This window comes from Leifsonia sp. C5G2 (genome assembly GCF_013359685.1).
Classification (GTDB): domain Bacteria; phylum Actinomycetota; class Actinomycetes; order Actinomycetales; family Microbacteriaceae; genus Leifsonia.
Genome location: NZ_JABFMV010000017.1, coordinates 1 through 21,916, shown reverse-complemented (window position 1 = coordinate 21,916; position 21,916 = coordinate 1). Strand labels below are relative to the sequence as shown.

At 65.5% G+C, this 21,916-nt stretch carries 24 protein-coding genes and 1 pseudogene; 9 read left to right on the top strand and 16 right to left on the bottom strand.

All coding sequences use genetic code 11. The annotated features are described in order from the left end of the window. Window positions 1-15: 15 nt before the first annotated feature. Window positions 16-1,440: a mercury(II) reductase gene (gene merA / locus HNO83_RS17850; protein ID WP_005882720.1), complete on the bottom strand. Its 1,425-nt coding sequence runs from the start codon at window positions 1,438-1,440 to the stop codon at window positions 16-18. 105 nt (window positions 1,441-1,545) lie between these two features. Here merA and HNO83_RS17845 point away from each other — a divergent pair, with 105 nt between their 5' ends. Then, complete coding sequence (locus tag HNO83_RS17845) at window positions 1,546-1,935, top strand: heavy metal-responsive transcriptional regulator (RefSeq protein ID WP_040347802.1); 390 nt, start codon at window positions 1,546-1,548, stop codon at window positions 1,933-1,935. Window positions 1,936-2,016: 81 nt separating this feature from the next. Here the strand turns inward: HNO83_RS17845 and HNO83_RS17840 are convergent, their stop codons facing one another. Genes HNO83_RS17840 through HNO83_RS17815 form a run of 6 tightly spaced genes read right to left on the bottom strand, consistent with a single transcriptional unit; the run spans window position 2,017 to window position 7,084 of the window. Continuing rightward, window positions 2,017-2,733 (bottom strand): aquaporin, encoded by a 717-nt coding sequence (locus HNO83_RS17840; protein ID WP_175338887.1) that lies wholly within the window; start codon window positions 2,731-2,733, stop codon window positions 2,017-2,019. Further along, a complete protein-coding gene (gene trxB, locus HNO83_RS17835) occupies window positions 2,730-3,692 on the bottom strand; it encodes a thioredoxin-disulfide reductase (protein WP_175338886.1) in 963 nt (320 codons plus the stop codon). Before trxB ends, HNO83_RS17840 begins: the two co-directional genes overlap by 4 nt. Then, window positions 3,689-4,351, bottom strand: a complete 663-nt coding sequence (locus HNO83_RS17830; protein ID WP_175338885.1) for an arsenate reductase/protein-tyrosine-phosphatase family protein — start codon at window positions 4,349-4,351, stop codon at window positions 3,689-3,691. Before HNO83_RS17830 ends, trxB begins: the two co-directional genes overlap by 4 nt. A 5-nt stretch (window positions 4,352-4,356) precedes the next feature. Continuing rightward, a complete protein-coding gene (locus HNO83_RS17825) occupies window positions 4,357-4,770 on the bottom strand; it encodes an arsenate reductase ArsC (protein ID WP_175338884.1) in 414 nt (137 codons plus the stop codon). A gap of 54 nt (window positions 4,771-4,824) precedes the next feature. Then, window positions 4,825-5,736, bottom strand: a complete 912-nt coding sequence (locus tag HNO83_RS17820) for a metalloregulator ArsR/SmtB family transcription factor (RefSeq protein WP_175338883.1) — start codon at window positions 5,734-5,736, stop codon at window positions 4,825-4,827. Between the two features lie 37 nt (window positions 5,737-5,773). Continuing rightward, on the bottom strand, window positions 5,774-7,084 hold the full coding sequence (locus tag HNO83_RS17815) for an NAD(P)-binding domain-containing protein (protein WP_175338882.1): 1,311 nt from the start codon (window positions 7,082-7,084) through the stop codon (window positions 5,774-5,776). Between the two features lie 83 nt (window positions 7,085-7,167). Here HNO83_RS17815 and HNO83_RS17810 point away from each other — a divergent pair, with 83 nt between their 5' ends. The 3 genes from HNO83_RS17810 to HNO83_RS17800 are packed head-to-tail and all read left to right on the top strand — an operon-like array spanning window position 7,168 to window position 8,588. After that, window positions 7,168-7,524, top strand: a complete 357-nt coding sequence (locus HNO83_RS17810) for an ArsR/SmtB family transcription factor (RefSeq protein ID WP_175338881.1) — start codon at window positions 7,168-7,170, stop codon at window positions 7,522-7,524. Beyond that, the gene (locus HNO83_RS17805; RefSeq protein ID WP_175338880.1) at window positions 7,521-8,012 is read left to right on the top strand and encodes a GNAT family N-acetyltransferase; all 492 of its coding nucleotides are present in this window, start codon (window positions 7,521-7,523) and stop codon (window positions 8,010-8,012) included. The genes HNO83_RS17810 and HNO83_RS17805 overlap by 4 nt, the downstream gene beginning before the upstream one ends. 60 nt (window positions 8,013-8,072) lie before the next feature. Continuing rightward, window positions 8,073-8,588, top strand: coding sequence for a DUF2306 domain-containing protein (locus HNO83_RS17800; RefSeq protein WP_175338879.1), 516 nt, complete (start codon window positions 8,073-8,075; stop codon window positions 8,586-8,588). 133 nt (window positions 8,589-8,721) lie between these two features. Here HNO83_RS17800 and HNO83_RS17795 read toward each other — a convergent pair whose 3' ends face one another. Beyond that, the gene (locus HNO83_RS17795) at window positions 8,722-9,351 is read right to left on the bottom strand and encodes a hypothetical protein (protein WP_175338878.1); all 630 of its coding nucleotides are present in this window, start codon (window positions 9,349-9,351) and stop codon (window positions 8,722-8,724) included. Next, window positions 9,348-9,689, bottom strand: coding sequence for a PadR family transcriptional regulator (locus tag HNO83_RS17790; protein ID WP_175338877.1), 342 nt, complete (start codon window positions 9,687-9,689; stop codon window positions 9,348-9,350). The genes HNO83_RS17795 and HNO83_RS17790 overlap by 4 nt, the downstream gene beginning before the upstream one ends. Before the next feature lie 105 nt (window positions 9,690-9,794). On the opposite strand from HNO83_RS17790, the gene HNO83_RS17785 reads away from it, so the two are divergent. From HNO83_RS17785 to HNO83_RS17775, 3 genes are all read left to right on the top strand, one after another. Next, a complete protein-coding gene (locus tag HNO83_RS17785; protein ID WP_301219611.1) occupies window positions 9,795-10,628 on the top strand; it encodes a PEP/pyruvate-binding domain-containing protein in 834 nt (277 codons plus the stop codon). After that, window positions 10,625-12,040 (top strand): PEP-utilizing enzyme, encoded by a 1,416-nt coding sequence (locus HNO83_RS17780; protein WP_175338875.1) that lies wholly within the window; start codon window positions 10,625-10,627, stop codon window positions 12,038-12,040. Before HNO83_RS17785 ends, HNO83_RS17780 begins: the two co-directional genes overlap by 4 nt. Window positions 12,041-12,574: 534 nt before the next feature. Further along, window positions 12,575-13,432: an ArdC family protein gene (locus HNO83_RS17775; RefSeq protein ID WP_175338874.1), complete on the top strand. Its 858-nt coding sequence runs from the start codon at window positions 12,575-12,577 to the stop codon at window positions 13,430-13,432. Between the two features lie 303 nt (window positions 13,433-13,735). Here HNO83_RS17775 and HNO83_RS17770 read toward each other — a convergent pair whose 3' ends face one another. Together HNO83_RS17770 and HNO83_RS17765 are read right to left on the bottom strand one after the other, a co-directional pair. After that, window positions 13,736-14,512 carry an IS3 family transposase gene (locus tag HNO83_RS17770; protein WP_283810133.1) on the bottom strand — a complete coding sequence of 259 codons (777 nt, stop codon included), beginning with the start codon at window positions 14,510-14,512 and terminating at the stop codon, window positions 13,736-13,738. Between the two features lie 8 nt (window positions 14,513-14,520). Next, the gene (locus tag HNO83_RS17765; protein ID WP_175338873.1) at window positions 14,521-14,841 is read right to left on the bottom strand and encodes a transposase; all 321 of its coding nucleotides are present in this window, start codon (window positions 14,839-14,841) and stop codon (window positions 14,521-14,523) included. A 243-nt stretch (window positions 14,842-15,084) separates the two neighbouring features. On the opposite strand from HNO83_RS17765, the gene HNO83_RS17760 reads away from it, so the two are divergent. Beyond that, complete coding sequence (locus tag HNO83_RS17760) at window positions 15,085-17,808, top strand: AAA family ATPase (protein ID WP_301218928.1); 2,724 nt, start codon at window positions 15,085-15,087, stop codon at window positions 17,806-17,808. Window positions 17,809-18,354: 546 nt separating this feature from the next. Beyond that, on the top strand, window positions 18,355-18,588 hold the full coding sequence (locus tag HNO83_RS17755) for a hypothetical protein (protein WP_175338872.1): 234 nt from the start codon (window positions 18,355-18,357) through the stop codon (window positions 18,586-18,588). A gap of 137 nt (window positions 18,589-18,725) precedes the next feature. Here the strand turns inward: HNO83_RS17755 and HNO83_RS17750 are convergent, their stop codons facing one another. From HNO83_RS17750 to HNO83_RS17730, 5 genes and pseudogenes are all read right to left on the bottom strand, one after another. Beyond that, on the bottom strand, window positions 18,726-19,214 hold the full coding sequence (locus HNO83_RS17750; RefSeq protein WP_175338871.1) for a DUF4411 family protein: 489 nt from the start codon (window positions 19,212-19,214) through the stop codon (window positions 18,726-18,728). Then, window positions 19,214-20,371 carry an ImmA/IrrE family metallo-endopeptidase gene (locus HNO83_RS17745; protein WP_175338870.1) on the bottom strand — a complete coding sequence of 386 codons (1,158 nt, stop codon included), beginning with the start codon at window positions 20,369-20,371 and terminating at the stop codon, window positions 19,214-19,216. The genes HNO83_RS17750 and HNO83_RS17745 overlap by 1 nt, the downstream gene beginning before the upstream one ends. A 202-nt stretch (window positions 20,372-20,573) precedes the next feature. Further along, window positions 20,574-21,020: a single-stranded DNA-binding protein gene (locus tag HNO83_RS17740; protein ID WP_175338869.1), complete on the bottom strand. Its 447-nt coding sequence runs from the start codon at window positions 21,018-21,020 to the stop codon at window positions 20,574-20,576. A gap of 112 nt (window positions 21,021-21,132) precedes the next feature. Next, window positions 21,133-21,603: a hypothetical protein gene (locus tag HNO83_RS17735; RefSeq protein WP_175338868.1), complete on the bottom strand. Its 471-nt coding sequence runs from the start codon at window positions 21,601-21,603 to the stop codon at window positions 21,133-21,135. Beyond that, window positions 21,600-21,916: pseudogene (locus tag HNO83_RS17730) on the bottom strand (hypothetical protein); the annotation flags it as partial. The pseudogene HNO83_RS17730 and the gene HNO83_RS17735, both read right to left, overlap by 4 nt.

Genomic DNA, 21,916 nt, shown 5'->3' with positions numbered 1-21,916 from the left:
GATGTCGGCTGCGGGTCACGCGCAGCAGGACAGCTTGGAGATGTCGGTGGTGAAGGCCTTGGCGGCGATCCGGATGCCTTCGGTCATGGTCAGGTAGGGCGCCCATGCGTCGGCGACCTCGGTGACGGTCTTGCCGAGGATGTGGACACCGGCGGCGGCGAGCTCGCCGGCGTCTTTGGCGACGGCGGTGAGGCCGAGGATCTCGCCGGTCTCAGCGTTGGCGACGATCTTGATGAAGCCGCGGGTGTCGCGGTTGACCAGCGCCCGGGGCACGTAGTCCAGCGGCAGGACGCGGCAGTCGCAGCGGATCCCGGCAGCGAGCACCTGGGCCTCGGTCATCCCGACCGCGCCGATCGCCGGACTGGTGAAGGTCACCCGCGGCAGCCGGCTGTGGTCCACCGACCGCTCAGCGCCAGCGAACGTGTTCTCAGCGACCATGTTGCCGTGGTGGGCGGCGACGTAGACGAACTCGGGGTGCCCGGTCACGTCGCCGGCTGCCCAGATCCGGGGGTTGGAGGACTGCAGTTGGTCGGTGACCACGATCTCGCCCGTGTCGCCGGTCTTCACCTCCACCGCATCGAGGTTCAGCCCATCGGTGACCGGTCGGCGGCCGAGGGCGACGAGGACCTGTTCGGCGTGGAATTCCTGCTCGCCGCCGGAGATGTCAGCGGTGACAACAACCTGGCCCCTGACGTCGTCACGGGCAACGTGGGTCGGGACCGCACGGCGGACCACGCGGATGCCCTCGTCGGCGAAGACCTCCTGCAGCGCCTTGGATACCTCCGGCTCCTCCTTCGACGCCAGCCGGGAACGAACCAGCAGGGTGACCTTCGACCCGAGCCGGGCGAACAGTTGGGCCTGCTCCAAGGCGACGTAGCCGCCGCCGAGCACCAGCAGCGAGTCGGGAACCTTGGTCAACTCCATCGCCGTGGTCGAGGTCAGGTAGCCGGCCTCCTCAAGACCGTCGATCGGTGGGGCCCATGCGCTGGCGCCGGTGGCGACCAGGTAGTGATCAGCGTCGATCGTCTCGACCGCACCGTCAGTCGCGGTGACCTCAAGAACGGGCGCTTCTGGCGTGCCGGCGAACGCAGCGTCGCCGTGGCGGATCTGCCAGCCGTAGGCGTCGGCGACGTCGACGTACTTCTCACCCCGAAGTTCCTCGACGAGGTCCTGCTTGCTGCTGATCAGCGCGGGCATGTCCACGTCGTCCGCTGTGGTGGCGATCCCCGGGAAACGGTTGCCCGCCTCGGCAGCGGTCTGGCGGGCCTCAGCGGCGGCGATGAGCGCCTTCGACGGCACGCAGCCGGTGTTCACGCACGTGCCGCCGAAAGTGCCGCGCTCGATCATCACCACCGACTTGCCGAGCGTGGTCGCGCGGATGGCGGCGGCGAACGCGGCGCCACCCGATCCGATGATCGCAAGGTCGTACCTGGACTGCATCCCGATTCCTCCCCTGAGTCTTGAGAATTGCTCTTGATGCAGCCACAATGGACCTTCCAGTACGGGGGAAGGTCAAGTGCGACCTGTGACACATCGGAGACCCAGATGAGGATCGGCGAACTCGCCGAGGCGGCCGGCACCACCGCCAAGACCCTGCGGTTCTACGAGGAGCAGGGCCTGCTTCCCGCGGCCGAGCGCACCGCGTCGGGATACCGCGACTACGATCCGGAAGCAGCGACTCGGATCGACTTCATCCACCGCGGCCAGGCTGCCGGACTTACCCTCGCGCAGATCAAACAGATCCTCGACATCCGCGATGGAGGCGAGATTCCCTGCGGCCACGTCCGGGACCTCCTAGACGTTCGTCTGAAGGACATTGAGCGCCAGATCTCGGATCTCGTCTCCCTCCGCGACAACGTTGCCGCCCTCCGCGACGCAGCCGCAGAACCCGAACCCGAGACCTGCAACGCCGACGAGGTCTGCAGGTACCTGTAGCCAATCCGAGATGACGCGCGCAGAGGCGGAGCCTCCTGCCGCGACCTTCCTACGTGACCACAACGTTATGGCCAGCAACATCTAGCGCGTAACGCTGGAGTTGGGGGCGAAGACTCGCACAGCTGCCAGCCCGAGGCCTGCCCCAATGAGCTGAGCGCCGATGTACCAGGGCGCGCTTCCTGGTGCGATGCCGGCGAAGGTGTCGGTGATGGTGCGGCCGATGGTGATGGCGGGGTTGGCGAAGCTGGTGGAGCTGGTGAACCAGTAGGCGGCTCCGATGTACGCGCCGACTGCTGGGGCGACGATGGCAGCGCGGCCGGTGCGGGCGAGGACGAAGATGACCAGGATCAGCCCGGCGGTTGCGACGACTTCGGCGAGCAGGTGCGCTGGAGTCGCGCGTTCGGTGCTGCTCCATCGGGCAGCCGGCTGCTCGAACATCAGGTTCGCCAGCACCGCCCCGACAAGGCAGCCGAGGACCTGCGCGGGGATGTACGACCACAGGCCTCGCCAGGGCCTCCCGCCAGCGGCCGCGTCGACAAGCGAGACGACCGGGTTGAATTGAGCGCCGGAGCTCGGTGCGAAGACCAGGACGAGCACGGTCAGTCCCAGGGCCGTGGCTAGGGCATTCTCGAGCAGTTGGAGCCCAGTGTCTCCGGGCGAGAGATGCTGAGCCGCGATCCCAGACCCCACGACCACCGCAGTGAGTCCAGCGCTTCCAACGAACTCGGCCAGCGCCGGACGGAGGACCGCGATAGTTGGGATCCGGATCTGTTTCGCAGCCTCCGTGGTCGCGCTCATGCGTTGACTGCCACGGCCTGCTTCACGACCGGGGCACGTCCCGCGAGGTAATGCTGGGCGTCGAGCGCGGCGGCGCAGCCGGTGCCGGCCGCAGTGATCGCTTGCCGGTAGCGGCGGTCGACGAGGTCGCCGCAGGCGAACACGCCTGGCAGGTTGGTCGCCGTTGTGGGATGGGCGACCTTGACGTAGCCGTCGGGGTCGAGGTCGATCTGTCCGGCGACGAGGGCGCTCCGGGGGTCGTGGCCGATCGCGACGAACAGTCCGGTGGCATCAAGAGTCCCGGGTTGCCCGGTAACGGTGTCGCGCAGGGTGAGCCCGTTGAGCTTGTCGTCGCCGTGGGCTTCGTCGATCTGGGTGTTCCAGCGCACGGTGATCTTCGGGTTCGCGAGAGCCCGGTCCTGCATGATCTGGGAGGCGCGGAGTTCGTCGCGGCGGTGGATGAGGGTGACGGAGTTGGCGAACCGGGTGAGGAACATAGCCTCTTCCAGTGCGGAGTCGCCACCGCCGGCGACGGCGATGTCCTGGTCGCGGAAGAACGCACCGTCGCAGGTCGCGCACCAGGAGATCCCATATCCGGAGAGCCGGTCCTCCCCGGCGACGCCGAGCTTGCGATGCGCTGACCCCATCGCGAGGACGACGGCGTGCGCCTGGTAGGTGACGCCGCCTCCGGTGGTGATTGTCTTGATGTCGCTGGCGAGGTCGACGGCGGTGGCGTCGTCGTAGACGAGGCGGGCGCCGAAGCGTTCGGCCTGCTGGCGCAGGTTTTCCATCAGGTCGGGGCCTTGGATGCCGTCGATGAATCCGGGGAAGTTCTCGACCTCGGTGGTGTTGACCAGGGCTCCGCCGATCTCGACGGAGCTGGTCAGCACGATCGGTTCTAGGCCGGCGCGGGCCAGGTAGATCGCGGCGGTGTAGCCGGCGGGGCCGGAGCCGATGACGACGACGTTCTCGACGCTCACGCGGGCGTCACCTCCAGACTCTTGAGCAGCTCGCGCACGTGCTGCTCCACCTCGTCGCGGATGCCCCGGACGGTGTCGACGGGCTGGCCCTGCGGATCCTGCAGTTCCCAGTCCTGGTAGCGCTTGCCAGGGTAAATCGGGCAGGCGTCGCCGCACCCCATCGTCACCACGACGTCGGCGGCCTGGACGACGTCGTCGGTCAGGGGCTTGGGGAACTCGCGGCTCATGTCGAGCCCGAGTTCGGTCATCACCTCGACGACGGCCGGGTTCAGTTCGTGGGCGGGCATCGATCCGGCGGAGCGGACGTGGACGCGGCCGCCGGAGAGTGCCTCGGTGAGGACGGCAGCCATCTGGGAGCGGCCGGAGTTCTGCTCGCAGACGAACAGCACTTCGGGCCAGATCACCGGCAGGGCGCCCTTGGCCTGCGCGAGCGCGGTCAGCCGTTCGGTCGCGAAGTGGATGGTGCGGGTCGCCAGGTGCGCCTTCACCGTCGCGGTGCGCAGCAAGGCGGTGTAGGACTCCAGCACGTACCGTTCGACGGTCTCCCGGTTGAAGATGCCCTCGAACTTGGCCGCCAGCTCGTCGGCCAGGCGGCGCAGATACTGTTCCGGGTAGGCGAGTTCCGGTTGGGCTCGGCGCCCCGTCGCGTCGATGGTCATGGGTCTCACACCGCCGCGGGAAGGAGCTCGGCGAGCAGGTTCTCGACGCGCTGCTTGATATCGTCGCGGATCGGGCGGACCTCCTCGACCGGGCGGCCGGCCGGGTCGGTGAGGTCCCAATCCTCGTAGCGCTTACCGGGGAAGATCGGGCAGGTGTCGCCGCAGCCCATCGTGATCACCACGTCGGACTCCTTGACGGCCTCGGTGGTGAGGATCTTCGGCTGCTCGCCCGCGATGTCGATGCCCTCCTCGGCCATGACCTGGATCGCGACCGGGTTGATCTGGTCTTTCGGCTCGGAGCCGGCGGAGAGGACGTCGACGCGGCCTCCGGAGAGTTCGCGCATGTACCCGGCGGCCATCTGGGAGCGGCCGGCGTTGTGGATGCAGACGAAGAGGACGGTGGGCTTGGTGTCAGACATGGCGGGGCTCGCTTTCTCTCGTACAGAAAGCATAGATGCACGTCTATGGTTTTGCTAGTCGGTCGCCGGGGTGTTCACGAGCCGTTCAGCATCGATCCGGGTCAGGAGGCCGCGGACGCGTTCCTCGATGTCGTCGCGGATCGCGCGAACTGCGGCGAGGGGCTGGCCGACGGGGTCGGGGACGTCCCAGTCCAGGTACTCGCGACCCGGGTAGATCGGGCAGGCGTCGCCGCAACCCATCGTGATCACGTAGTCCGCAGCCCGAACCGCCTCGTCGGTCAACGGCTTGGGGAACTCACCACCGAGCGGGGTGCCGACCTCATCCAGCACGGTCACGATCGTCGAGCGGACCGCGTCAGCGGGTTCGGAACCGGCGGTACGGACGCGGACCCGGTCGCCGGCGAGCTGCCGAAGGATCGCCGACGCGAGCTGGGAGCGGCCGGCGTTCTGCACGCACACGAACAGCACCTCGGGCACCCCGGCCCGCTCGCCGGTGGATCGGAGGAGGGCGTCGAGGCGGGAGACGGCGAACGCGCTGGTCAGCGATGCCCGGTTCTTGCGGCCGTCGAGGCGGTCGTAGCTGTCCTGGACGTACTGCTCGACGCTCTCCCGGGACAGGACGCCGCGGTAGCGGAGGGCGAGGTCCTCGATGATCCGATCCGTCGCTGCGCCGTCTTCGGCGGGTCGTTCGTGGCGGACGAGTTCGGCGACCCTGTCTAGCTGATCCGCCGTGATCGTGTACCAGGCGGTGCGGCCCTCCTGGGTGCGCTCGACCAGGCCCTCCTCGCGTAGCAGCTTCAGGTGATGGGAGACGGTCGGCTGCCGCAGCCCGAGTTTCTCGGCGAGGCGGGTGACCGAGCCGCGTCCGTCGCGGGCGTCGAGCAGGAGTCGGAGGATGCGCGCCCGCGTGGGATCGCTGATTCGCTTCAAGCTGCGCAGCGCGTCCGGTTCCGGCACCCCACCCATAGACGCAAGTCTATGCGCACGCGGTGCCGGAGTGAGATCAGGAGCAGCAGGACGACCCGGACGTCCCGGTGGAGCACACGCCCGTGGCGGGCAGCACCAGTTGAACGTTCGTCGCGGAGGCGATGTCGCCGGCGAGGTAGGCGGTGATCGAGCGGACCTGCTCGTATCCGGTGGCGAGCAGGAACGTCGGGGCGCGGCCGTAGGACTTCATCCCGGCCAGGAAGAAGTTCGGCTCCGGCTGCCGCAGCTCGGCGAACCCGTGCGGCTCGACCGTGCCGCACGAATGGACGTTCGGGTCGATCAGCGGCGCCAGCCGAGCCGGCGCCTCCACGATGTCATCGAGCTCCAGCCGGATCTCGCGCAGCATGTCCAGGTTCGGGCGGAACCCGGTCGCGTTGACGACCACGTGGGTGTCATGCTCGACCAGCTCGCCGGCGCGCTGCCCGATCAGCCGGACACCGCCGTCGATGGGAGCCAGGCGGAGGATCTCGAACCGGTCGAGCTGCTGGATCGCGCCGGTGGCGATCAGCCGGTCGACGCGCTTGCCGATCGCGGTGCGGGCGATCAGTTCGTCATCCTCGGAGGTCGTGACCCGGATGGCGCTGGCGTTGCGGATCAGCCAGGTGATCTGCGTCTCCGGTACCTCTCGCTTCAGCGCGGCGAGGTTCAGCAGCGTGTTCGCGGCCGAGTGCCCGGCGCCGACGACGGTGACGCGCTTGCCCGCGAACCGGTCGCGCTCACGGCCGACCGCATCCGGGAGCGCGTGCGAGACATGCTCGGCGACCGCTGAGAGCCCGAGCGGGTCGAGACCGGAGGAGGCCAGGCTGTTCGGGGTGAGGTAGGTGCCAGAGGCGTCGATGACGGCACTGGCGGTGACCTCCTGGACGCCGTCGGCGTCGGTGATGCGCAGCAGGAACGGGGTGTCGGCGCGGCCGGCGCTGCGTGTGCGGTCCATGCCCTCCCGGCTGACCGCGTCCACGGCGACGCCGTAGCGGATGCGGGAGGCGATCGCGTCCAGCTTCGAAAGCGGCTCGAGATACGCGGTGACGAACTCGCCGCCCGTCGGCAGCCCCGTGGCCTCCGGAGCGGTCCACCCGGTGGCTTCCAGAAGGCGGCGAGAAGCCGGGTCGACCAGGTGCCGCCACGGCGAGAAGAACCTGATGTGCGCCCACTTCTGGATACTCGCTCCAGCGTCGGCGCCGATTTCGTAGACGACGAAGTCGATGCCACGTTCGACGAGGTTCGCTGCCGCGGCCAGTCCGATCGGGCCGGCGCCGATGATCGCGACAGGCAGCCCGTCGAGACGGCTGCTGCGCGCGGCGGGGGTGGTCAGGTCGACCAGAGTCATCTCATCCTCCATTGATGTTCTTCGATGCGTTGATCCTGCACCCATCCATCGAAGTTTGTCAATATTGTCGCTAGGATGGATCCATGAGCACCCTGGAAGCACTCCCCATCACCCCTGTCGGTGCCTGTTGCACACCGGTCACCAAGGACGTGCTCTCACTCGCGGACGCCGAAGCGATGGCCGTCGCGTTCAAGGCGCTCAGCGATCCCACCCGGCTGCGGCTGCTCTCGATCGTGGCCGCCTCCGACGGCGACGAAGCCTGCGTCTGCGACCTCACCGAACCGATCGGCCTCAGCCAGCCGACGGTCTCCCACCACCTCAAGATCCTGATGGACGCCGGTTACCTCACCCGTTCCAAGCGGGGTACCTGGGCGTACTACAAGCTCGTCCCGGGTAGCCTCGACCGCGTCTCCGCACTCCTGGCTACCGCGGCGGCATGACCATCCGGGCGCTCAGGCCGGAGGATTGGCCGGAAGTCGAGCGCATCTACGCGGAGGGCATCGCCACAGGCAACGCCACCTTCGAGTCCGCTCCACCGACCTGGGAGCACTTCGACGCCGGAAAGCTGACGGTCGGCCGATTGGTGGCGGTTGACGACGACGGATTGGCGGGCTGGGCGGCGGTGTCGCCCGTGTCGAGCCGGGAGGTGTACCGCGGCGTCGTCGAGCACTCGGTCTACGTCGCCGACCGCGCACGCGGTCGCGGACTCGGACGACAACTCCTGGACGCACTCATCACGGCTTGCGACGCCGCCGACATCTGGACCATCCAGTCCAGCATCTTCCGTGAGAACACTGCCAGCCTCCACCTCCACGACCGCGCCGGTTTCCGCCAAGTCGGCCACCGTGAACGCATCGCGTTCATGACCTACGGGCCGTGGGCGGGGCAATGGCGAGACACCATCCTCATCGAGCGACGGAAGGCGTAGCCCGAGGACACCGCCTCCAGGTCTAGCCTGAGCGCGACGAAGGGAGACGCGCTCGTGCACATGGCCCCCCTACTCGGACTCGACGTCGCGTCGCTCTCCCTCGCCTTCCTGGTGCTGCTCGGAATCCACGTCACGACCGCGCTGGTTGCGATCGTCACGGGACTCATCGCGATGTTCAGCCGCAAAGGCTCAGGCCGGCACATTGTCGCCGGGCGCTTCTACTTCGGTGCGATCCTGGTCGTCTTCACGACCGCCTGCGCGATGTCGGCATTCCGCTGGCCGACCGACGCACCCCTCGTTGCGGCCGGAGCGGTCGCGGCCGCCGCCGCCACGTATGGCTTCGCTTATCGGCGGCTCCACCGGCCAGGGGATGCACCCCACATCATCGCTATGGGTATTTCGTACGTAGCCATGCTCACTGCCTTCTACGTCGACAACGGACCCCAACTCCCCGTTTGGCGCCTCCTACCCACCTGGTCGTTCTGGTTCCTTCCCGCGATCGTCGGGACTCCGCTCATCGTCCGCGCCGTGCTCAAACACCGCAACCACAGGTCACCAGTGACAACCCGCGGGTGAGAGATCCCGCTCGACATTTTCGTTTCGCCGGCGGGCTGACGCTCAGGTCGTCAAAGGTCGAACCGGCGGGAGGAGTGATCGCGTGCACAGGCAGCGTGACGTCGCCCAGACCGCAAAAGGCAGACGCACAAGGCTAGCAATGGCGGCCATAGCGACGAGTCCCACCGCGATTGATCCCCCGGATCCGCTCGCCAGTCGCACGGTTAAGGTTGTGAGAACGAGCAGATCGGCCGCGACGCAGACCGTCCCCACGGATGCAGCGGCGAGAATCGCGCGTCGCGGTGGTGACGCTGCTAGCCAACGAATGAGCGATCCTGTCGTGGCGAGCGTGAGAACGCCGGCTGCGACGGGCCATTGCCACAGCGGGCAGGATCGGGATGGCCGCGATCAGCTCACCAGGCTGCGACATCCAGCCGGCAGGCGCCAGAAGCATCAACCACCAGAAGCCGACCAACGGTCCGGTGATCAGTAGCGACCGGAGCGTTGCACGCGCTTCCGCGATCGCGAGCTCATCAGCGAAGCCTTCCGCGACTTCCTTCGCCTGCCCCATCTCCGCAACGGCCGCCGCGGCGGCTTCCGAGGCATCAAGGCCAAGCCTCCTGAACTTTCCGATCGCCGATTCGAGATCGACGGCGATCTCCTCGACCACCCGCGACTTGACCATGGCGGGTCCACGCAGATAGGAACGCAGCTCAGCCACATACGCCTCGATGACGTCGCTCTGTTCGCATGACTCCGCGCGAGCGCCGAGAGTCCGTCTCATGATGCGCCCTCCGACGGACGACTCCCGTGGAGGAGGGCAGTGACGGCATCTGCGAATTCCGCCCAGCCCGCCCGTTCGTCGCGGAGCGCGCGCCGACCGGAGGCGGTGAGCTCGTATTCCCGGCGTCGTCTGCCTCCGATGACATGCCAGTGGCTGCCCACGAGGCCGGCTCGCTCCAGCCGGTGGAGCGCCGGATAGACGGTGCCGGTCGGCAAGTCGAACGTTCCCCCACTGCCGGCACGCAACGCTTCGATGATTGCGTACCCGTGGCGCGGTTCGTTCTCGAGCACCGCGAGGAGAAGCCCGTCCAGGTGCCCTTTGAGAGCTTCAGATCTCACGACCCCACCACCTCCGGCGTAGCGACGGGGCGAAGAGAACGCGCTGGTGTTCCGTCCCGGCGAGACTTATAGTAGCACTGCTACATGTAGTGTTGCTACGTATTGGTGGTGATTCAGTTGGATGAACAACGAGCACTTCCTGAGCTGTCCGACGCCGCTGCTGACCGGACGCTCTGGGGAAGCAAAGCCGCCAACCTCGCGGTCGCCGCAGCGGCCGGATTTCGGGTGCCCCAGGGATTCGTCATCACTGACGACGCGTTAGCGGAGCTCGGCCGGCGCTTCGATGAAGCCGTCGCGGGCGCTGCTGCACACCTCGGAAACGGCCGCTTCGCGGTGCGTTCATCCGGGTCCGCCGAAGACCTCGCCGACGCGTCCTATGCCGGTCTGTACGAGACCCTGCTCGACGTGGAGATCCCCGATCTCGCGAAGGCGATTCGGAGTGTCTTCGCCTCAGCTGCAACCGAGCGGGTTTCCGCGTACGAATCACGGCGGTCCCCTGTGGCCCGATCGCCGATGGCGGTTCTCGTTCAAACGATGGTTGCCCCGGTCGCAGCGGGAGTCGCCTTCTCCGCGAACCCGTTGACGGGGACCAGAGACGAGGCAGTGGTCAGCGCTGTCCGCGGCCTAGCTGAACCGCTTGTCTCCGGAGAGGCGACCGCCGAGCAATGGATCGTGAAGCACGGCCACGCCCACCGCGCGCAGAACCAAGATGTCCTCAGCCCCGCCGAGGCGATTGCGGTTGCGGAGCTCGCGTATCAGGCGGAAGGGGTTTTCGGCTCACCGCAAGACATCGAGTGGGCCATCGATGATGGGGGCCGGCTGTTCCTCATCCAGGCCCGACCGATGACGGCGCTTCCCGAACCGGTCGACTGGACCCGCCCGGACCGGGACTGTGGTCCAGGAACTTCCGTCTCGGCGAATGGCTCCCCGAAGCAATGACTCCACTGTTCGCCGAATGGATCATTCCGCGTCTGGAAGCGGGATACCTCGCAGGAATGTGGGCATCAGCACGAGTGAAAGTCCCGTTCCCCTACGCCACCGTGAATGGCTGGTACTACAACACGACCCCGACACCATCAGCGCCCACGCTCTGGCACGTCCTAATCGAGAGCCGGGGGCGCGCGCCATGGTTCCTCTACAACGTGCTCGCGCGGGTCTCGAGCAACCCTCCCGCGGCCGATCACGCGACCCTGCGGGGCATGGAGGCCGACTGGCGTGAGCGGATCCTTCCGACCTATCGAGCTTTCGTGGAAGCGGCCCCAGCTCCCACGACCGTGAGCGAAGCGGAGGAGCTTGTCGACCACATCTGTTCACTCGCCGGCCAGTACCTCTGGTGGCTCGCGGTCGTAGGAGGGTCCGCCTGGAAGATGGAGGGCGCGCTCTCCACATTCTGGTCGAAACACCTGGCTTCACGCCTCGACGGGACCGCAGCCGGCGAAGCGGGCGCCGAAGCGTTGCTGCGCGGCCTCACGCGAACCGAAACCACCCCTCCCGCTCATGCGGTCTACTCGTTGGACTGGTACTTCCCGACAGCCGGAGAACACTCGTCCCCTCAGACGACGGCGCCAGAAAGGGCACCCGATGACCGCGCACGAATCGATGCCCTCCCGCAGAAGCGATCCGATGTCGAAGCCGCCGCACGGGCAGCACTGAGTGACCGTCCGCGCCTCGTGGTCAGGTTCGACGCGCTCGTCGAAGTGGCGCAGCGATACGCGATCCTCCGCGAGGAACAAACCCGCGACCTCACGCTCGGCTGGCCCCTGCTGCGCCAATGCGCTCAGCACATCGGTCATGAACTGACAACTGCCCGAGCGATCGCGGACCCTGACGATGACTTCTTCCTCACCCACAACGAACTCCGCGACCCGACTACCGATCACCACGAGCACGCGGTCCGCCGACTCGCCGGCTGGGAGAGGCAACGACGCCTAGATGCGCCGCTCACACTCGGCACGCCACCGCGACTGATCGGGGACCCCATCGCCCGCGCAGTCAATCGAGCCCGAGGCGCGACGCCTCTTCCTGACGGCGTCATCGTTGGCCACCCCGCCAGCGTCGGACGGGCAACGGGCACGGTTCGGGTCGTCACCGGACCGGAAGACTTTGCCGACTTCCGGTCCGGGGACATCCTCGTCGCCAAAGCGACCGCACCTGCCTGGACCCAGCTGTTCTCGCTCGCTGCGGCCGTCGTCACCGACGGCGGCACGCTCGCAGCCCATGCGTCGCTGATCGCTCGCGAGTACGGCATCCCCGCGGTCGTGGGCACGGGCGACGCAACCGCACGGTTGCGCACCGGGCAAACGGTTACGGTCGATGGCGGAGCCGGGACCGTCGCACCCGTGCTCGACTGACGGATCCGCCACTGAGGAATCCGACGAGCTCCTCAACCAGTGACGTCTGTGCGGTCTCCGCGCCAGAAGAAGGCAATCCAGAAGCCGCAGCGTCGGCACACGTACACGTCATGGCGCTCACCGAGCGCATGAACCTGGCGCCGGAGCCGTTCCCGACCGCAGCAAGAGCACTCCACCGAGCCATTGGTCGACATAGTTCACGATAACTCCGCGACATGGCACCCGATACGCAAACAGCGCGACTCGGCAGATGGGCCAGTCGCGCGGACGCGCATGGGGGTTTCCGGAACTGAGTTTGGACCTTTTGCGCGGAGCCGACTGTGTCGGCGCGATATGTGTGTCTTCTCCCCGCTCCGGCCTGCGATCGTAACGGCCTCCGGCTGCTCCGCTCCCGACCCTCGCTATTTGCAGACTCCGTCGCTGCGCTCCTCCACTTAGCAACCGCTCCTGTCGGTCGCTGCTCGACCTCCACCCGTTCTTGATCTTCGTGCCGGGACGGCGAGAAAGACGAGTGGACAAAGGAGCAAGCGAATCATGAGCAACACGACCATCACCCGAGACGCGGCGGACCGACAGGCAGAGGCGGAGGCACTGCACGCGTCGATCGTGGAGCAGGTCCAGCAGCTCGCCGACAGCGGCCAGTGGCGGGCATTCCTTGAGTTCGCCCGCTCATTCCACAACTACAGCCTGAACAACCTTCTGCTGATCCTCGCGCAGAAACCGGACGCGACCATGGTCGCCGGTTTCCGGCAATGGCAGGCCAAAGGGCGACAGGTCCGCAAGGGTGAGAAGTCAATCAAGATCTTCGGGTATCGCGAGAAAAAGACCGAGACCGCTGCTGACGATGACACCTCGTCCGATGAAGGGCGTGTCGTCCGGTACTTCCCGACTCTGTCCGTTTTCGACATCGCGCAGACCGACCCGATCGAGGGAGCCGACCCGCTCCCAAGTGATCCCACGCAGCAACTCACAGGCGACCAAGACCACGGCCTGATTGCTCCGCTGAGCGATCACCTGGAGTCCCGAGGATGGACGATCAGCCGCGAGCCGTTGACCCGTGCCAGCGGATACACCGACCCCAAGACGCTGCGAGTGATCCTCGCGGAAGGCATCAGCGTCGAGCAGTCCGCGAAGACTCTGATTCACGAGACGGCGCACATTGAGCTCCGCCATATCGACAGCGTCGAGGAGTATCGACAGCACCGCGGCCGCATGGAGGTCGAGGCTGAGTCGGTCGCCTTCGTGGTCGCTGGTCTGTGCGGATTCGATACCAGCGCGTACAGCATCGGCTACATCGCCGGATGGAGTGACGAGGATGTCACTGTGATTCGCGACTCGGCCTCCCGCGTCCTCGCGGCGGTTCACAGCATCGCGGGGATGCTCGACCAGTAATCACGAGCGAGCGAAAAGAACCCCGACCCATCTTGAGTGGGTCGGGGTTCTTTCACGCTCGGGAGCGGCGCGAGGCGGGGTCGGAGCAAGAGGCGACAAATGCTGAGCGGGAGAGATGGCCGTGACAAGAAGAGGCGAGACGAAGAGACAAGAAGCAACGAAGGAAACCAAGGTGATCTTCCCCCGGTTCTTCGGACAGTTTGATGTGTCGTTTCAGGCAGCCAGGGTGACTGTCGTCGGGACGATTTTCTCGTAGTCGGCCGGTGAGTGGTAGCCCAGGGAGGAGTGCCTGCGGCGGGGGTTCTACCAGGCTTCGATCCAGGAGAACATCGCCGTCCCCAGTTGCCGTCTGGTGGCCCAGGGTTGGCTGTCGAGGAGTTCGATCTGCATCCCGGACCAGAAGGATTCCATCATCGCGTTGTCGTAGCAGTCGCCGACGCTGCCCATGGAGGCGATCAGGCCGGCTTCGTGGACGCGGGAGGTGAAGGCCCAGGAGGTGTATTGGGAACCATGGTCGGAGTGCATGATCGCCCCGCGGACCCCGAACCGCCTCCAGCGGGCCATCTGCAACGCATCCACCACCAGGTCCGCGGTCATCCGGGATCCGATCGACCAGCCGATCGCGAGCCGGCTGTAAGCGTCCAGGACGACGGCGCAGTAGACCTTCCCCTCCGCGGTGTGGTGCTCGGTGATGTCACCCAGCCAGAGCCGGTTCGGGCCCGGAACGTGGAAGTTGCGGTTGACCTTATCTTCGCTGGTGGCCGGGTTGGCGCGGAACCGGAACTTGCGTTTGACCGCGCCAGCCCAGCCGCGCTCGCGCATGATCCGCTCCACCCGCTTCCGACCGATCCTGAACCCGTGCCCCATTCGCAGCTCGGCGTGCATCCTGGGTGACCCGTAGGTGTGGAAGAACGCCCCCTTCTCCGACCGGAGTCGTCCGATCACCGCGGCGATCTCCTCATCCCGGGCCTTGCGGGCAGAGACATGATGCTTGGCCCAGGTGTAGTAGCCGGAGCGGGAGACCCCTAACAACCGGCTGACCGTCGCGACTTTGAACCGTTTCGGGTTCTCGGTCGTCAGCTGCTCGATCAGTCGGAAAGATGTTTTGGGAGCACGTTCTCCTTCGCGAAATACGCTGCCGCGCGTTTCAGGATCTCGTTCTCCGTCTCCAGGCGGCGCACCTCCCTGCGCAACCGGACCAGCTCGGCCTGCTCATCAGCATCGAGCACCGGCACCACCCCGGCGGCTTTCTCCGCCTGCTCTTTCGCGAAGTCGTCCTCGGCCACCCACCGATACAACGCGGAGTTCGAGATGCCGAGCTCGCGGGCGACCTGCGACAACGGGCGGTCGCTGATCCGGACTAACTCGATCGCACGAACACGGAACTCCCGAGGGAAACGTCTAGCCATAAAGACCAACCTCCCGAACCAAACAAGGCCGATGATAAGTGACCGAAGAAACGGGGGAACACCACAACGAAGGGAACCAAGGCGAAAGAGACCAACGAGAGAACGAGACCAGAAACGAGAGCAGACAAGAGGGACGACAAGCCAAAGGAAAAGAGCGAATGCACGTAGGCACTCTTCGAGTGTGCGCGCTCCGTGCGCGCCAGAATGCGCGCGCAACCGGAAGTTCTAAGTGTGAGAGGTGGAGTGGCGCGTTGGAAGCGCGGGCAGGCGGCCCAAGGGGTCAAGCAGGCGGTCCGCTACGCCTTCGGTGGCGTCTGCGACGCGACCCTGACGGCCAAGACTGCCGACGGCGCCCTAGCCGCGGCCGGCTACGCGGACGCGGTGATGACCCGTTACATCGTCGAGAATGGCACCATCCGGGACGACCTGCTCACCCGTTCCCAGCTGAAGAATTGGGTCGACGGCGTCGACCCTGTCACCAGTGAACGCCGGGGCCGCGATCTGGAGTCTGCGGTCGCGGATCTCATTCTGGATGCGACGATCAATGCACCGAAGTCGTTCTCGATCGCGGCGATGTTGGACACGGAGTTGGCGGACGCGTACGAGGATCTGCAGGACCGGCTGCGGGGTCGGATCATCAAGCTCTGGCAGTCCGAGCTCAACGCCCGCCGAGGGAAGCAAGGTGCCATTCGGGAGGATCTGGCTCGCATCGAAGTCGTCGAGTTGCAGCATGAGCGGTCGCGTTCGCTGGACCCGCACAAGCACCGCCACCTCTGGCTGAACGTCAAGGTCTTAGGGCTCGATGGGAAGTGGTCGAACGTCGACACTCGCGTGGCCTTGCGCTTCCAGAACGTCGTGAACGCCGAAGGCGATCTGGCCTCAAGGACCGACCCGACGTGGGTCGCTGCGCTGGCTGCGAAGGGCTTGACCCTGAACTCGGATGGGGAGATCGCGCAACTACAGCATCTGGTGCGGCCACTGTCGAAGCGCTCTGCGCAGATCGAAGCGAATAAGGCGACGCATCTGCGTCAGTGGAAGGAGCAGCATTCCGGCGAGGAGCCTTCCGCCACCCTTCTGACTCAGATTGATCAGTGGGCTTGGGCAGCGGGCCGGCCGAACAAGCCGGGTCAGCTGAACGAGGAGGATTGGGCGTCCGTCGTGATGTCCGAACTCCACGCGATCGATCCGGAGCTCGGCCGAACGCGGGACGTGAATGCGGCAATGTCAGTAGCCATCGAGGACCTCGACCTGCAGCTGCTTGCGGCCAAGGCGATCGTTGATGCCGACTCACGGTCGACCGCGACAGGAGGTAGGTTCAGCGACATGGATGTCCGAGCCGGGGCGATCCGGGCGATCGCCGCATCTGGTGTCATCGCGGACCGGACCGACCTCGTGGACATCGTGGACGAAGTGACTTCCCTCGCCGCGCGGACGTACACGGTGACGCTGCTGTCGGATCCGGACATTCCTGCACACATCAAGAGGCGTATGGCGACCTCCACCGCAACTCTCAAGGCCACCGTTGCACATCTGACCGAGTCGCTCGCGGCGCCCGGCGAGGCGCCTAGTGCTGCGGAAATCGCTGACGTCGCGAAGGCTATTGGTCCCGACCGAACGCTCGATGAGGGACAGGTGGAGGGTGCCGCCTCAATCGCAAGTTCGGATCGCATCGTGACAATCTCCGGGGCGGCCGGCACGGGCAAGACGACCATGCTCAAGGTGGCAGGTGCGTCGCTCCGCCGTCGGGGTCGCGCCATGATCATCGTCGCACCGACGAAGAAGGCGTCTGCGGTAGCGGGTCGCGAAACGAAGAGCTCATCGTCGTCCCTTCATCAACTTCTGCATGATCATGGCTGGCGTTGGATCAACAACGAAGCTGGCGCTGTCGAGTGGTCTTGTTTGAAGATCGGTGACGTTGACCCGACGACGGGACGAACGTACGTGGGACCCTATATGGCGATTCGCCCCGGCGACCGAATCGTCGTCGACGAAGCTGGGATGCTCGATCTCGAAGCTGCGCGCGCCCTTCTGGATGTCGTCAGCCGAACGGGGGCCGGCGTTGCCCTTGTAGGCGACCAGCACCAAGCTCTACCAGTCGGTCACTCCGGCGCGATGGCTCTGTTCTGGCGGCGCGCTACTCGACAAGTTGAGCTCACGACGATCCATCGATTCGAGGATCCAACGTGGGGAGACCTGAGCCTCAGACTGCGCAGGCCTGATGACAAGGAAGAGGCGCTGCGTACGGCTCAGGAGCTCATAAGCACTGGGCACGTGGTGCTCGCAAGCAGCGACGCTGATGCCCGCAACGCAATGGTCGGCGCCTGGTTGAGCGCCGCGGACGCACACCGGTCGATTGCGCTCGTAACCGCAACACACGCAGAGGCGCAGTCTGTCAGCGAAGAAATCCAGGCTCACCGAATTGCGGCTGGGACAGTCGATACTCGCGAACTGGCGATTGGCCAGAACGGCCAGGCAATCTTCGCCGGAGATGTCGTTCAGACCCGTCGAAACGATACCTCGGCGGACGTCCAGAACCGGCAAAACTGGGTAGTGAAGAGCGTCACCGATCGGCATGTACTGCTGGCGGCAGCCAGCGATTCGACCGATCTCAGACGGATAACTCACGAGTACGCCGGATCGCATCTCCACCTGGCGTATGCAACGACCGTTTACGGCGTGCAAGGTGAAACGACGGACCTATCGGTGGTTGGCCCCGACGTCGATGCCTCCGGCCTCTACGTTGGGCTGACGAGGGGCAAGGCGCACAACATGGCGGTCGTTGTTGCTCCGACCGAAGCATCCGCTCGGACCAAACTTGTCGAAACCATGCAACGTGGATCCCTAGAGGAGACCATGGATAAATCGCGTGCAGCTGCTCGAAGGGAATTCAACCGGGCCGCTCGGCAGGTCGTGGGCACGGTCGCGAGTGAATCCCCCACGAGTGCCAACGGCCCTGGTTTGGGGTGATGTTGCCGCTACACCACAGCAAGACCGCTTGCGACTAGACGGCGGCCTAGAGCATTCGCACCGTCGAGATCGCCGCCACGCGCGTCAAACCGTAGCAACCCGACTGCTAGGGCGTCCGCGCGGTCCTGCACCGTCGGGAAAACGCCGCCGGCAACAAAAACCAACGCTTGGCGTCCGTCGTTCGCGCAAGTGGTTGCTGCTCTCTCTACCAGTTCGGCGTCGAGATTTCCGCGACGACTCGCGACCCACGCGAGCCAGCGGGAGCTGTACAAGTCACAGACTTCGCTTGCTGGCCCCTGCGACAACACTGTGTCGACCGCGCCGAGGTAGCGCATCCACTCTCGGCAGAGTTCTGCCGCTTCACGTCCGGTAGCGCCCCACTGTCGCGGTTGTGGTCGATCAACGTTCATCTCACCAGTGTCCTGCAGGCCCGCGACGACCGCTCGTGATTCTAGAGAATCGCTCCTCAACTCTTTGCAGACCGTTCCGCAGTCCCATCTGCACGCTTCAACGCCTGCGCTCACCAACCTGTGCCAAGCTCGGGTTGTGGGTGAGCAGCAGCAAAGCAAGCCGCGTAGTTGGGTAGGAAGCTGGGCGCGCAGCGAAGAGTTCTGGCGCGGTGTGACGAGCAAGATGCTGGCGGGATTCATCGTGCTTTTGGTCGGCGCCTTCTTCGCAGCGGTGGCCGGGTTGATCGATTGGTCGATCGTGGGCATCGTAGTGCTGGGAATCATCGTGCTGATCGGGACGGCACTCTTGGCGCTCGCGGTCGGCGTGTGAATTCGTCCGCTTCGAGCAAGGGCTCACTGGAGCGTGCGGCTGCTACTTGAGCTTGCAATGGATGCGCTAGTTGGCCTGCCCATCTTGGGCTATGTGTGGCTGCTGTCCCTGTTCATTCGCTCGCACTAAAACACGGCCTACGCCGCATCCAGACTCAGACGCACCTCTCGCGAGCGGAGCATGGCGAACGTATTGCAATACGGAACTCCCAAAGCACGGCACGCGTTGGGGATGAGGATCCGCTTCTTTGCCTCAGCCTGGTACCCCTCATGAGTTACAACCGTGTGGCCGTGAGCCGCTGCATGCGCAACCAGGTAGTAGTCAGCCACGCTGAGAAATTCGTCGACCGCTGCCTGGGTGAACTGTCCGGAGCTAGCCCACTTCGACAGCTCCGCAAGCTTCACCGCGGTGAGAGCGTCAGCCGAGGCAAACATGCCCGGGTGGGTCCGGACCCATTGCGCGAGCTCGTCCGCGCCGTCCGTGAGCTCGTCCTTCACCTCGTCGATGCTCCCAATCGCGCCTGCCGCCGCGTCAGCCTCAAGCCATTCCCAAAAACCCGGTGCTAGATCGAACGCGTAGTACCGATTCTTCGCTTCGATGAACACGTTGGTGTCGAGGAGGTACATCACGCCACCCCTAATTCATCGGCAAGCTTGCCGAAAGTCTCGGGCTTCGTCGTTCCGAGAAGACGATAGGCGTCCCCATAAGCCGTGCCTCCGCTTCGAGCGTCTGCGACGACCGCACGCGCAAATCGGCGCCCAAGCCGCAGGGGCTGAACCTTATAGAAGTTTCCCCCGCCCGGCCCATCCTTGACTCGACGGGCAAGCTCCCGCACTCGATCCAGCTCCTCTCGGTACCGTGGCCGGTACTCATCCCAACTGATCAGATCAACGTCGAAGAGCCGGCGAAGAACCACGAGAGTACTTACTCGGTACAGGGCAGCCAAGCGCTCCAATTCAGAGGTACTGGCCTCTCCGGCGTATGCGTTCTTCAGTGTCGCGCGGGGAACTAGAACCTCGGCAGCGACTTGATTGCACCAACGCTCGTGCGCGTCGCGATCTGGCCTGGCCACTCCGGCGTCAGAAAGCGCGGACTCTCCTGCCGCAATATGCGCCAGCTCATGCACGATCGTGAATATCTGAGCCGCTTTCGTATCGGCCGCGTTGACGAAGATGAGTGGGGCATAGTCGTCTACGAGTGCAAAGCCGCCGAACTCTTCCGGATCTAGTGCACGATGCGTGTCGGCGCCAACGATGCCGTTGACAGACACCAGGACGCCTGCTTCTTCGATCAGATCGATGAGCTGCCTGAACGCTGCCTCCCAGCTTCGAAACGCGCTGCGTCGCTCAAGACCGAAGCCGATTACGTTACGAATGCGTTCGGCTACGGGCTCAACAGGGTCCCCGATAGCAGCGAAGCCGACTAGGGGAACTCGATCGAAACCGTGCGCAATGGCGAAGTCGCGGTACCAGGCCTGACGACGTTGACACGCATAAATGGTGTCTCGAAGATCTGTAGAAAGCTCGTCCCGATGCTCATCGCCCCGCGTTCGAAAATCAGGGATCGGAACGGTTTCCTCCGGTGGGCTTTCCAGCATTAGATAACCGAAAGGAACGTGAGCAGCGTTCGCGAAGGACTGCAACTGCTTTAGAGTCGGCGCCGGATCAGCAGCCAGCCAATCTTCGAAGCGAGGAAACCGGCCGTGGACAATTTCTTCGCTCCAGCCGGCACGATCGACCGCCCATCGGAGCACCTCCGGGCTCACGGGGATGCGAACAGTCATCACAGCCCCTCCAGTCACCAACTGATCCCTATCGTAGGCGGCTCGCATTTCCGCTCAAGCACTATTTGCCTCATCTGGGCACCTGAAATCCTAGGGCGTACCACCGTCGTCAGAACGCTGGTGCGAGTCCCCTCTTGTGGGGCAGCAAGCCGTGCGGCAAGGGCGGGCGAGGTCGATCGTTACACCCTCGCCCGCCCTCCTGTCATGCGATTCCAATGCCCGCCGGGCCGCTCGCACCTGCGACCGGCCCGGACGCGGATGCGGATGCGTCCAGGCCGTCAGCTTTTGGGCCGCGACGGGTCACCTCCGCTGTCGTGTAGCGGAGCGACGGCCCGACGCTGTCGGCGACGACTTCTGTGGCGGCTCGGGGTTCGCCGGTAGCCTGGTCGGTCCAGTGGCGGAACTCGAGGTTGCCGTTGACGATGACGGTGTCGCCCTTGGCGAGGCTGGCACGGACGTTCTCGGCGGTCCGGCCGAAGACGGTGGTGCGGTGGTACTGGGTGTCGCCGTCGACCCACTTGCCGTCTTCGAGCTTGCGGTCGGTGACGGCGACGGTGAACTTGGCGAACTTGGTGCCGTTCTGGGATTCGCCGTAGTCGGGGTCGGCGACGAGGTTGCCTTCGATGCTGATCGGGACTCGAGTGCTCATCGTTCCTTTTCCTTTCCTTTCGCGCCCCGTTGGTCGGGTCGCTCTCACCTAGAACTTCCGGTCCGAGGTCGGAAAATGCGCGCTGGGCGCGCGCAAATCGCCTCGCCGACGCTCACTCATGGGCGTGGCTTTGGCGGATCCAGTCGGCCCACTCCGCAGGGACGGCATTGCCGCCGGCTTGTGGGAGTTCCGTATGCCCGTTGTGGCATTCGCCGTTGTACCAAGACGCAAGCCGCGGGATGGCGACCGCGAGGCGCTCGTGCCAGCCGATGGGTCCGTAGCCGGCGTCGAGGCTGTCGAACGAGACGAGCCATGCGGTGTGGAGGGCGGAGAGTTCTTCGACGAGGGCCCCGTGTTTGTACCAGCAGGGCGGGATCTTGCGGGTGGGGAGGTTGTACCGGCGGGTGAACCAGATCACCCAGCCGCGTAAGTTGGTCCAGACCTCTGCCGCATCTGCGTCGTCGAGGGTGCGCCAGTTGATGACCCGGATTCCGAGCATGCCGGGACTTTGCCGAGGAGGCTGGTCCTCCCATCGCTCGGCGAGTGAGGCGACGAGGTCTTCGAGGGGGGTGTCGTCGGTCATTGCTGTTCCAGTGCGGATTCGATGTAGTGGGCGATCTTGGCCTGCAGCCGGGCGATCGCTTGGACGGAAGCGGTGCGGCGCGAGACGAACCCCGAGAGGGCGCGGTCGCGGTCGATCAGCTGGTGCACGTACTCATGGCAACGCGGGTGCAGGGCCGTCAGGTCCTCATGCCGCTCGTGGGCGGTCCAGCCGTGCGGGGTTTGGGTGACACCGCGGTAGTCGAGGTGGTGCAGCTCGAGGGAGCGAGAGTCGCCAGCCCCGAGGCAGAGAGCGCAGCGAATGGTGCCGTTGCGCGACCCTTCCTCGAGAAACC

What these genes read in the sequence shown, in the direction of transcription:
- merA (WP_005882720.1), bottom strand. Translation starts at nt 1,440, where the DNA reads ATGCAGTCCAGGTACGACCTTGCGATCATCGGATCGGGTGGCGCCGCG.
- HNO83_RS17810 (WP_175338881.1), top strand. Translation starts at nt 7,168, where the DNA reads ATGAGCACCCTGGAAGCACTCCCCATCACCCCTGTCGGTGCCTGTTGC.
- HNO83_RS17820 (WP_175338883.1), bottom strand. Translation starts at nt 5,736, where the DNA reads ATGGGTGGGGTGCCGGAACCGGACGCGCTGCGCAGCTTGAAGCGAATC.
- HNO83_RS17815 (WP_175338882.1), bottom strand. Translation starts at nt 7,084, where the DNA reads ATGACTCTGGTCGACCTGACCACCCCCGCCGCGCGCAGCAGCCGTCTC.
- HNO83_RS17745 (WP_175338870.1), bottom strand. Translation starts at nt 20,371, where the DNA reads ATGACTGTTCGCATCCCCGTGAGCCCGGAGGTGCTCCGATGGGCGGTC.
- HNO83_RS17840 (WP_175338887.1), bottom strand. Translation starts at nt 2,733, where the DNA reads ATGAGCGCGACCACGGAGGCTGCGAAACAGATCCGGATCCCAACTATC.
- HNO83_RS17795 (WP_175338878.1), bottom strand. Translation starts at nt 9,351, where the DNA reads ATGAGACGGACTCTCGGCGCTCGCGCGGAGTCATGCGAACAGAGCGAC.
- HNO83_RS17830 (WP_175338885.1), bottom strand. Translation starts at nt 4,351, where the DNA reads ATGACCATCGACGCGACGGGGCGCCGAGCCCAACCGGAACTCGCCTAC.
- HNO83_RS17750 (WP_175338871.1), bottom strand. Translation starts at nt 19,214, where the DNA reads ATGTACCTCCTCGACACCAACGTGTTCATCGAAGCGAAGAATCGGTAC.
- HNO83_RS17740 (WP_175338869.1), bottom strand. Translation starts at nt 21,020, where the DNA reads ATGAGCACTCGAGTCCCGATCAGCATCGAAGGCAACCTCGTCGCCGAC.
- HNO83_RS17805 (WP_175338880.1), top strand. Translation starts at nt 7,521, where the DNA reads ATGACCATCCGGGCGCTCAGGCCGGAGGATTGGCCGGAAGTCGAGCGC.
- HNO83_RS17775 (WP_175338874.1), top strand. Translation starts at nt 12,575, where the DNA reads ATGAGCAACACGACCATCACCCGAGACGCGGCGGACCGACAGGCAGAG.
- HNO83_RS17780 (WP_175338875.1), top strand. Translation starts at nt 10,625, where the DNA reads ATGACTCCACTGTTCGCCGAATGGATCATTCCGCGTCTGGAAGCGGGA.
- HNO83_RS17845 (WP_040347802.1), top strand. Translation starts at nt 1,546, where the DNA reads ATGAGGATCGGCGAACTCGCCGAGGCGGCCGGCACCACCGCCAAGACC.
- HNO83_RS17825 (WP_175338884.1), bottom strand. Translation starts at nt 4,770, where the DNA reads ATGTCTGACACCAAGCCCACCGTCCTCTTCGTCTGCATCCACAACGCC.
- HNO83_RS17735 (WP_175338868.1), bottom strand. Translation starts at nt 21,603, where the DNA reads ATGACCGACGACACCCCCCTCGAAGACCTCGTCGCCTCACTCGCCGAG.
- HNO83_RS17800 (WP_175338879.1), top strand. Translation starts at nt 8,073, where the DNA reads ATGGCCCCCCTACTCGGACTCGACGTCGCGTCGCTCTCCCTCGCCTTC.
- HNO83_RS17765 (WP_175338873.1), bottom strand. Translation starts at nt 14,841, where the DNA reads ATGGCTAGACGTTTCCCTCGGGAGTTCCGTGTTCGTGCGATCGAGTTA.